Source organism: Hymenobacter agri (assembly GCF_054778495.1).
This window is the reverse complement of the sequence record NZ_BAAGZM010000125.1, coordinates 1-9,161: the sequence shown is the minus strand read 5'-3', so window position 1 is coordinate 9,161 and position 9,161 is coordinate 1. Positions and strand designations below refer to the sequence as shown.

At 60.2% G+C, this 9,161-nt stretch carries 9 protein-coding genes; 2 read left to right on the top strand and 7 right to left on the bottom strand.

The window, feature by feature from the left end:
• The 4 genes from ACYVDE_RS08780 to ACYVDE_RS08765 form a co-directional block, all read right to left on the bottom strand.
• On the bottom strand, positions 1 to 556 hold a 556-nt coding region (locus ACYVDE_RS08780), incomplete at its 3' end, for a DUF4349 domain-containing protein (RefSeq protein WP_460501115.1).
• A gap of 177 nt (positions 557 to 733) precedes the next feature.
• Complete coding sequence (murA, locus tag ACYVDE_RS08775) at positions 734 to 2,038, bottom strand: UDP-N-acetylglucosamine 1-carboxyvinyltransferase (RefSeq protein ID WP_460501114.1); 1,305 nt, start codon at positions 2,036 to 2,038, stop codon at positions 734 to 736.
• Between the two features lie 144 nt (positions 2,039 to 2,182).
• Complete coding sequence (locus tag ACYVDE_RS08770; protein ID WP_460501113.1) at positions 2,183 to 2,908, bottom strand: DUF4290 domain-containing protein; 726 nt, start codon at positions 2,906 to 2,908, stop codon at positions 2,183 to 2,185.
• 198 nt (positions 2,909 to 3,106) lie between these two features.
• Positions 3,107 to 5,356 carry an ATP-dependent helicase gene (locus ACYVDE_RS08765; protein ID WP_460501112.1) on the bottom strand — a complete coding sequence of 750 codons (2,250 nt, stop codon included), beginning with the start codon at positions 5,354 to 5,356 and terminating at the stop codon, positions 3,107 to 3,109.
• Between the two features lie 101 nt (positions 5,357 to 5,457).
• On the opposite strand from ACYVDE_RS08765, the gene ACYVDE_RS08760 reads away from it, so the two are divergent.
• Complete coding sequence (locus ACYVDE_RS08760; protein WP_460501111.1) at positions 5,458 to 6,039, top strand: DUF3109 family protein; 582 nt, start codon at positions 5,458 to 5,460, stop codon at positions 6,037 to 6,039.
• A gap of 143 nt (positions 6,040 to 6,182) precedes the next feature.
• Here ACYVDE_RS08760 and ACYVDE_RS08755 read toward each other — a convergent pair whose 3' ends face one another.
• Positions 6,183 to 6,641 (bottom strand): peptidylprolyl isomerase, encoded by a 459-nt coding sequence (locus tag ACYVDE_RS08755; protein WP_460501110.1) that lies wholly within the window; start codon positions 6,639 to 6,641, stop codon positions 6,183 to 6,185.
• Positions 6,642 to 6,862: 221 nt separating this feature from the next.
• Here ACYVDE_RS08755 and ACYVDE_RS08750 point away from each other — a divergent pair, with 221 nt between their 5' ends.
• Positions 6,863 to 7,495 carry a fasciclin domain-containing protein gene (locus ACYVDE_RS08750; RefSeq protein ID WP_460501109.1) on the top strand — a complete coding sequence of 211 codons (633 nt, stop codon included), beginning with the start codon at positions 6,863 to 6,865 and terminating at the stop codon, positions 7,493 to 7,495.
• Between the two features lie 102 nt (positions 7,496 to 7,597).
• Here the strand turns inward: ACYVDE_RS08750 and rsgA are convergent, their stop codons facing one another.
• Entirely contained in the window at positions 7,598 to 8,569 is a 972-nt protein-coding gene (gene rsgA / locus ACYVDE_RS08745; RefSeq protein WP_460501108.1) for a ribosome small subunit-dependent GTPase A, read from the bottom strand.
• Positions 8,556 to 9,161 (bottom strand): 3-deoxy-D-manno-octulosonic acid transferase (locus ACYVDE_RS08740; protein WP_460501107.1); only part of this gene is annotated, 606 nt, incomplete at its 5' end. The genes rsgA and ACYVDE_RS08740, both read right to left, overlap by 14 nt.

The window sequence follows — 9,161 nt, the reverse complement described above, 5'->3', positions numbered from 1 at the left end:
CGGGTGTGCCGGCCCGGGCCAACTGCTGGCGCGTTTGCGCTTCGGCCGCTTGCTGCTCATTGAGGCGGGAGGCGGTGGCTAGGGCATCGGCCGTGATGTCGGCGGCGGCAATGTCTTTTGCTTCGATGTGGCCCAGCTTGCCCAGGGCCGACACCAGCGGCACGAATTGTTGCGGCGGTACCTGCAGTGTCATTTCCTGGCGGCGCTGGCCGTCGGCCCGGGTTTCGTGTGCCGAGCCGAGGTAAGCCCCGTGGCGCGCCAGCAGCTGGTTCACGCGGTCGGTGGCTTTGTCGAAATCATCCACGGCCATGCGCAACTCGGCCTGGTAGGCCACCGAATGGCCGGGCTGGGTGGGGGCCGTGGCTACGGCCTCGGCAGGCTGCGTTTCAGGGGTAACCACCGTGGGGAAGGTGGTAGTGGAAGGCGTGGCAGCTGCTTCCGAAGCGCGCTGCACCTGGGCGGTGGGCGGCACTTCGGCCACGGCTTCGTCGGTTTTGGCTTGGCTGCACCCGGCCAGCCCCAGTCCGAGCAGGACGGGAATTATCAGGTATTTCATCGGAAAAGGGGAGGGAAAGCTGAATGAAAAAAGACTCAGCGGCGCAGCTGAAGCTTTATCCGGTTTCCCTGTTTCGGTAACCCAACGGCATACAAAAAGCCGCCCGACCAGCGAAGGTCGGGCAGCTAAAAATGCGCTCAGCGTACTGCAAGCGGCCTTTTCAGGCCCCAGCAAAAATTACACGCGCTTGATGTCGGCGCCCAAGGCTTGCAGGCGCGAGTCGATGTTCTGGTAGCCGCGGTCAATCTGCTCCACGTTGAGGATGGTACTGGTGCCTTCGGCGCTCAGGGCGGCGATGAGCAGCGCCACGCCGGCCCGAATGTCGGGCGAGGTCATGGTGATGCCGCGCAGGCGGGTGCGCTGGTCGAGGCCGATGACGGTGGCGCGGTGCGGGTCGCAGAGGATAACCTGCGCGCCCATGTCGATGAGCTTATCGACGAAGAACAGGCGCGACTCGAACATCTTCTGGTGAATGAGCACCGTGCCCTTGGCTTGGCAGGCCACCACGAGCACAATGCTCAGCAAATCGGGCGTGAAGCCGGGCCAAGTATGGTCGCTCACCGTCAGGATGGAGCCGTCGAGGTAGGTGGCAATTTCGTAGTGTTCCTGGGCCGGAATGTGAATGTCGTCGCCGCGGAATTCCATCTGAATGCCCAGCTTGCGGAAGGTGTCGGGGATGAGGCCCAGCTCCGGAATCTGGCAGTCTTTGATGGTGATTTCGGAGCCCGTCATGGCCGCGAGGCCGATGAAGGAGCCAATCTCAATCATGTCGGGCAGCATGCGGTGCTCGGTGCCCCCCAGCTTCTCCACGCCCACAATGATGAGCAGGTTCGAGCCAATGCCTTGAATGTTGGCGCCCATGCGCACCAGCATGCGGCAGAGCTGCTGCAGGTAAGGCTCGCAGGCCGCGTTGTAGATGGTGGTGGTGCCCTCGGCGAGCACGGCGGCCATCAGAATGTTGGCGGTGCCGGTTACCGAGGCCTCATCGAGCAGCATGTGGGTGCCGGTGAGCTTGCCGTCGACCTTGATGCGGTAGAAATCGGTGCCTTCGAGCGTGAGCTTGCCGCCCAGCTTTTCGAGGCCCAGAAAGTGCGTATCCATGGGCCGGCGGCCGATTTTATCGCCGCCAGGCTTGGGCAGCTGGCAGCGGCCGTAGCGTCCGAGCATGGGGCCGAGTATCATTACCGAGCCGCGCAGCGCGCCGGCCTGGGCCACGAACTCGGGCGTGTCCATGTAGTCGAGGTTCACGTTTTCGGCTTGGAAAACGTAAGTATCAGAGGCCAGCTTGCCCACTTTCACGCCCATGTCGCGCAGCAGCTCGATGAGCTTGTTCACGTCGCGGATGTCGGGGATGTTGCTGATGGTAACAGGCTCCGCGGTCAGCAATACTGCGCAGAGAATCTGGAGGGCTTCGTTTTTAGCGCCCTGGGGCGTGATTTCCCCGCGCAGGGCTTTGCCGCCGCGTACTTCGAATGCAGCCATATACTTAGAGAGTAAAATCTGTCATCCTCATCTGGCGTCCGCGCAGCGAAGGACCTTATCACCAATGAACAAGTTGTTCTCGTGTGGTAAGGTGCCTTCGCTGCGCGGACGCCAGATGAGGATGACAGTGGGTAAAAAATAAAATTACTGCGGAGGCTGCTGTGGCTCCTGGCTGCGGCCTTTTTTGCGCTTCTTGCCGTTTTTGCCGCCGAAGCCGTTGCCCCGGTCACGGCCGTCGCGCTCCCGGTCGCGGCGGTCTCGCTGCTGGGGCTGGGGCACGATGAAGGGCTTGCTGCCGGCCGGTACGCCGGGCATCTCAAACAAGTTTTCGCTGTCGACCACGGCTGGGTCGAGGCGGAGCTGGCCACCCGACAGCTCGCTCATGTGCCGCAAAATGGTTACATCCTTGGCGTTTTCCTTGTTGTGCTGGCGGTAGAGGAACTTCATGGTGCGGCCAATCTGGATAGTGGCTTGCTCGCGCTCGGCGGGGTCTTCCAGGGTAATGGCTTTGGCTATGAGGGCTTCCACGGCGGCGCCGTAGGCACGCAGCTTGGGGGCAGTGCGGGGGTAAGGCACGCGAGCGGGCTTCTCGGTGCGCACCGTGAGGCTGCGCAGGGCCACGGGGGCTTCGAGGGCCACGTCTTCGCCTGCCATGGCGTGAAGGTGGTTCCAGAGGCGGGTCTGGATTTCGGGTAGGTCGCGCAGGGCCGGCTGCAGGCGCAGCATCAGCTGCACGATGGCGGTGGCACGCTTAGTGCGCTCGGCCACGTCCTCAATGTCCTTGAGGCCCTGAATGAGCTGGTAGGTGCTGTGCCCGTATTCGCGCACCAGCAGCTGCAGGTGGAAGGGCAGGGAATTAATATCGGTCATAAAAAGCAGGGGGGAGGCCGCCCGGGGCGGCACTCCGGCCAAAGATACGGCGGGCGGCGGGGTCGGGTATACGTGCATTGAAGTAGAGACGCAATATTATGCGTCTCCCCGTTGAACGACCGGCGCAGGCATCGCCTGATGATTCCGTTCAACGGGGAGACGCAAAATATTGCGTCTCTACTTCGGCCAACTGCCCGGTTAGTGCACGCGCAGCTTAGCGAAGCTCAGCAGCAGCACTTTCTCGCCCACTTCCTCGAACTGAATGGTGGCTTTGGTGGTGCCCTGCTGGCTCTCCAGCGCGCTCACGGTGCCGAAACCGAACTTGGCGTGCTCCACGCGCTGGCCGGTTTGCAGCTTCGAGGTGTCGGAGGGCGTGAAGTCGGCCGGAGCCACGTACTTGGTAGCCTGCACCTTGCGCGGTGGGGTGGCCACCAGATTCGAGCGACGCTCGAACACGTGCTGGAACGGGCCCGGCTCGCTCGCACCTGGACCGGCGGCAAATTTGAAATTGACGTACTGCGGGTCAATCTCATCGAGGAAGCGGCTTTTCTCGCAACTGCGCAGGTTGCCCCACTGGTAGCGCGAGGTGGCGTAGCTCAGCGTCAGCTTCTTCTCGGCCCGCGTGATGGCCACGTAGAAGAGGCGGCGCTCTTCCTCCAGGTCGGCCCGCGAGGTAATCATCATCTGGCTCGGGAAGAGGTTTTCCTCCATACCCACGATGTACACGTTGCGGAATTCCAGACCCTTGGCCGAGTGAATGGTCATCAGCGTTACGGCCTCGCCTTCTTGGGCGGCGTCCTTCAGGTCGGAGTCCGTCACCAAGGCAATGTCCTGTAGGAAAGCACCGAGGCTTTTGTCTTCGCGCTCGGGGTCGTCGACGTATTCCTTGATGCCGTTGAGCAGTTCCTGAATGTTCTCATAGCGCGAGAGGCCCTCGATGCTCTTATCGGCATAAAGCTCCTCCAGCATGCCCGAGTTTTTGGCGATGAATTTGGTCGCCTCAAATGCGTCCTCCTTCTCGGCCACCACCACGTAGCTCTTGATTTTTTCGGCAAAGCCCACCACCGGGTTGCTCACGCGGGCCGGCAGGAACTGGTCGGCGTTGGCCACTACTTCCCAGAGCGTGTGGTTGGCCTCATCGGCCGTCGTAATCAATTTGCTGATGGTCGTATCGCCAATTCCACGCTTGGGGTAATTAATTACCCGGCGAATGGCCTGCTCATCGTTCTGGTTGACGGTGAGGCGCAGATAAGCCACCAAATCCTTGATTTCCTTGCGCTGATAAAAGCTCAGGCCGCCAACAATTTTGTATTTGATATTTAATTTCCGCAACGATTCTTCCATCGCACGGCTTTGCGCGTTGGTGCGGTAGAGAATGGCGAAATTGTCATACGACAAATGCCCGTTCATCTTGTCCTCGAAGATGGAATTGGCGATTAATTTCCCCTCCTCGTTGTCGGAAGCCGCTTTCAGCACCTCAATCAGCGGGCCGTCCTCGTTTTCCGAAAATACGTCTTTGCGCAACTGCGCCTGGTTATTTTTAATAACCGAATTAGCGGCCCACACGATGTTTTTCGTGGAGCGATAATTCTGCTCCAGTTTAAATACCTGCAATTCCGGGTAATCTTTTTCGAAATTCAGAATATTCGAAATATCCGCGCCGCGGAAGGCGTAAATACTCTGCGCATCGTCGCCCACTACGCAGATATTCCGCTCTTTGGCTGCCAGCTTGCGCGTAATCAGGTACTGCGAATAGTTCGTGTCCTGGTACTCGTCCACCATTACAAACCGGAACATATTCTGGTACTTGTTCAGCACGTCCACGTGGTCGCGGAACAGCACATTGGTGTTGAACAGCAGGTCGTCGAAATCCATGGCGCCAGCCTTGAGGCAGCGCTGGAAATACTGCTGGTAGATAACCCCGATTTTGGGGCGCAGGGCCGCCTCATCGTCGGCCTTAATGGCCGGGTCGTTGAGGTATTGGTTATGCGAAATCAGCTTGTTCTTGGCGGCCGAGATGCGGCCGAGCACCAGACTGGGCTTGTAGAGCTTGTCGTCGAGCTCCAGCTCCTTCACAATCTGGCCAATCAGGGTTTTCGAGTCCTGCGTGTCGTAGATGGTGAAGCTGCGCGGGAAGCCAATCTTGTCGGCCTCGGAACGCAGAATTTTGGCGAAAACCGAGTGGAAAGTGCCCATCCAGAGGCTGCGGGCGGCGGGGCCCACCACTTTTTCCACGCGGGCGCGCATCTCCTTGGCGGCCTTGTTGGTGAAGGTGAGGGCGAGGATGTTGAACGGGTCGACGCCCTTTTCGAGCAGGTGGGCGATGCGGTAGGTAAGCACCCGGGTTTTGCCCGAGCCGGCGCCGGCGATAATCATGCACGGGCCATCGGTTTGCATCACCGCGGCACCCTGCGACGGATTCAGAAGGGAAAGATAATCTAGTGCCATGTGCGAATAAGCCGCCTTTTGGGCGGGTCTACAAAGATACGGAAGCCTGGGCAGGGCCTGGCCATCATTTCAGGCCTACGCTGCCGGGGTTATCTTTGTGAATGATTATTATTCAGGAAACGGTCATTTCCGACGACATCGCCGACCATTTTTTTGTCTGCAACCTCGACGCCTGCAAGGGCGCCTGCTGCGTGGAGGGCGACCTCGGCGCCCCGCTCGAAGAGCCCGAGCTGAAAATTCTGGAGCAGGAGTACGCCAACATCAAGCCCTTCCTCACCGAGGCCGGCGTGGCCGCCATTGAGGCGCAGGGCCTGTACATCAAGGATTGGGAGGGCGACTACAGCACTACCACCATCAACGACCGCGAATGCGCCTACGCCCTTTACGACGAGCGCGGCATTCTAAAATGCGGCATCGAGGAAGCGTACCTCGCCGGCGCGACTACGTTCAAGAAGCCCATTAGCTGCCACCTCTATCCCATTCGCATCACAAAGTACGAGGGGTTCGATGCGCTGAATTATGACCGGTGGGGCATCTGCAACCCGGCCTGCTCGTTCGGCGAGAAGCTGGGCGTGCGCATCTACCAATTCCTGAAGGAGCCGCTGATTCGCAAATACGGCGAGGACTGGTACGGGCAGCTGGTGCAGGAAATTGAGAATCCGGCGCCGGAAGGGAAGAAATAGGAGAGGAGCTTTCTGGGTAAAAAAGAACGTCATGCTGAGCTTGCCGAAGCATCTCTACCGCGACACTAAAATTAAATAGTTGCGCGGTAGAGATGCTTCGGCAAGCTCAGTATGACGTTCTGCTTTTTCCGCAGGCGAAATACTTATGCCTCCGTCACGACAATCTTTTCGATTTCGTCGTTGGGGCGAATCTGGTCGATAACGTCCAGGCCTTCTACCACTTTGCCGAATACGGTGTGCACGCGGTCAAGGTGGGCGGTGTTCTGGCGGTCGTGCACGATGAAGAACTGCGAGCCGCCGGTGTTTTTGCCGGCGTGGGCCATGCTCAGGGCGCCGCGCTCGTGGTACTGGTTGTTACCGCTGGTTTCGCAGTCGATTTTGTAGCCGGGGCCGCCGGTGCCGGGCATGCCCTTGGCGCCCTCGCGGGTGTTGGGGCAGCCGCCCTGAATCACGAAATTCGGGATGACGCGGTGGAATTTCAGGCCGTCGTAGTAGCCTTTTTTGGCTAGGTCGGTGAAGTTTTTCACGGTGTTCGGAGCGTCCTGCTCGTAGAACTCAACTTTCATCACACCCTTTTTGGTGTGGATTTCGGCAGTTTTCATGGGGTTGGGTTTGTTAGCGGGGTAATACGGATTTCCAGGCAGCGGGGCTGCTTTGGGTGGGCGAAGGTAGGAAACAGGAAGCGGGCGAAACATCCGGAGCCGTTGGCGGCTTGGTAAGCGCGCAGCCATAGATGCACTTACGGCGCTAACTATTTTTCGCTTGCCCCGTTTCTCTCTTTTCGACACCTATTAATACCGCTTCTTTTACACCAACCCATTTCATGAAAAAGTCTTTTGCCCCGCTGCTGGCCGCCCTCGCCACCACCCTCGTACTGGCCAGCTGCAACACCGAAACCACTAAAACGGAAACCGAAACCACCAGCACCGTGAACCCCGCCGATTCCATCGCGGCCGTGTCCGGCGACTCGGCCCGCATGGCCAAGCCCGAAGGCGTGATGGTAGATGGCGTGGCTATGACGGCCGATAAAGACATCGTAGACAACGCCATGAACGCTAAAAGCGTGAGCACGCTGGTGGCCGCCGTGAAGCAGGCCGGCCTCGTGGAAACGCTGAAAGGCGCGGGCCCCTTCACCGTATTCGCCCCCACCAACGCCGCCTTCGACAAGCTGCCCAAAGGCGCCGTAGCCGGCCTGATGGACCCTGCCAGCAAGGAAAAGCTGAAAGGCGTGCTCACCTACCACGTCATTCCCGGCCGCCTCGTGGCCGCCGACCTGAAAGACGGCCAGGAGCTGACCACCGTGAACGGCGAAAAGCTGCACATCGCGGTGAAAGACGGCAAAGTGATGGTGAGCAACGGCAAAGATGCCCCCGCCACCGTGCAAATCGCCGACGTGATTTCGAGCAACGGCGTAACCCACGTTATCGACGGCGTAGTGCTGCCGCTGGCGAAGTAGGGCGCTTCGCTTAATGAAGAATGAGGAATTGGGAATGAAGAATTAGGGTACGTCCTTAATTCTTCATTCCCAATTCCTCATTCTTCGTTAAGCCAAAGGTGTTTAATGTCGGTTGTCTTCGCCGGCCAGCATGCTGAGGTAGCTGTCGTAGCGGGGGAGGGCGATGCGGCCCTGGTCAACGGCTTCGCGCACGGCGCAGCCGGGCTCGTGGGTATGCTGGCAGTTGTGGTAGCGGCACTGGCCCAGCAGGGCGCGGAACTCGGGGAAGTAGCCGGCCAGCTCGGCGGGCGGCAGGTCCACGAGGCCCAGCTCTTTGATGCCGGGCGTGTCGATGATGAAGGTGCCGGGACGCACCTCCAGCATTTCGGCGAAGGTGGTGGTGTGCACGCCTTTGTCGGAGAACTCGCTGATTTCGGCGGTCTTCAGGTCGAGGTCGGGCACGAGGGCGTTGATGAGCGTGCTTTTGCCCACGCCGGAGTGGCCGGCCAGCAGGCTCACTTTGCCGTCGAGCAGTTGGTCGATTTCAGCCACGCCCTCGCCCGTGGTGGCGGCGCAGGTGCGGCTGGGGTAGCCCAGGCTGGCGTACATGCCCGCGATTTCGGCCTGGTAATCGAAACCTTCTTCGTCGTACAAATCCGTCTTGTTGAAGAGCAGCGTAACGGGAATGTGGTAGGCTTCGGCCGTAACCAGAAATCGGTCGATAAACCCGAACGAGGTGGCCGGCGACACCAGCGTAACCACTAGCATGGCTTGGTCGATGTTGGCCGCTACGATGTGCACGTGGCCGGTTTTGTGCACCGACTTGCGCACGATGTAGTTGCGGCGCTTTTCGATGTGCGAAATCACGCCCGCGCCCTCGGTCTGGGCCTCGATGCTGAACTCGACGTGGTCGCCCACGGCCAGCGGGTTGCTGGCTTTCAGGCCCTTTATTTTGAACTTGCCGCGCAGGCGGCAGCGATATAGCTCGCCGGTTTCGCGGCCGCGCACCACGTACCACGAGCCCGTGGATTTCACCACGGTGCCGTGCAACAGGCCGGTGGGGCCGTCGGGGAGGTAGGAATCAGCGGTTTGCATCGGGAGCGGGGGTAAGAGTGCGCAGGGCGGCCATGATGGTGCGCGTGGCCCCGGCCTGGTCGTGCACGTAGTCGAGAATGGTGTCTTGCAAGCGCAGGCGGGCCGCGTCGTCATTCCACAAAAAAGCAAAGGCGGCGAGCAGCTCGGCCCCGTTTTGCACCGGGAACGCGCCTTTCATTTCCACCATCTCCACGGCTTCCTGAAACTTGCCGTAAGTCGGCCCGAAGAACAGCGGCAGGCCGAAAGCCGCCGCTTCCAGCGTGTTGTGCAAGCCCTTGCCAAACGCGCCGCCCACGTAAGCGTATTCGCCGAAGCGGTAGAGCTGGCTCAACAAACCCACGTTATCGAATAGCAATACCCGCGCTTGCGCCACGGTGGCCGCTTCGGCCAGCGAATAGCGCTGCACCGGGCCGGGCAGCAGGGCTTCCACCTGGCGCAGGTTAGCTTCGGTTACTTCGTGCGGGGCGATGAGCACGCGCAGCTCCGCGCCGTAGCGTTCCAGCAGCGGGCGCAGCACGGGCAGGTCCTCGTTCCAGGAGCTGCCCACTACCAGCACCGGCGCGCCGTCGGCCACGAAGGCATCGACCAGCGG

What these genes read in the sequence shown, in the direction of transcription:
- murA (WP_460501114.1), bottom strand. Translation starts at nt 2,038, where the DNA reads ATGGCTGCATTCGAAGTACGCGGCGGCAAAGCCCTGCGCGGGGAAATC.
- ACYVDE_RS08770 (WP_460501113.1), bottom strand. Translation starts at nt 2,908, where the DNA reads ATGACCGATATTAATTCCCTGCCCTTCCACCTGCAGCTGCTGGTGCGC.
- ACYVDE_RS08765 (WP_460501112.1), bottom strand. Translation starts at nt 5,356, where the DNA reads ATGGCACTAGATTATCTTTCCCTTCTGAATCCGTCGCAGGGTGCCGCG.
- ACYVDE_RS08760 (WP_460501111.1), top strand. Translation starts at nt 5,458, where the DNA reads ATGATTATTATTCAGGAAACGGTCATTTCCGACGACATCGCCGACCAT.
- ACYVDE_RS08755 (WP_460501110.1), bottom strand. Translation starts at nt 6,641, where the DNA reads ATGAAAACTGCCGAAATCCACACCAAAAAGGGTGTGATGAAAGTTGAG.
- ACYVDE_RS08750 (WP_460501109.1), top strand. Translation starts at nt 6,863, where the DNA reads ATGAAAAAGTCTTTTGCCCCGCTGCTGGCCGCCCTCGCCACCACCCTC.
- rsgA (WP_460501108.1), bottom strand. Translation starts at nt 8,569, where the DNA reads ATGCAAACCGCTGATTCCTACCTCCCCGACGGCCCCACCGGCCTGTTG.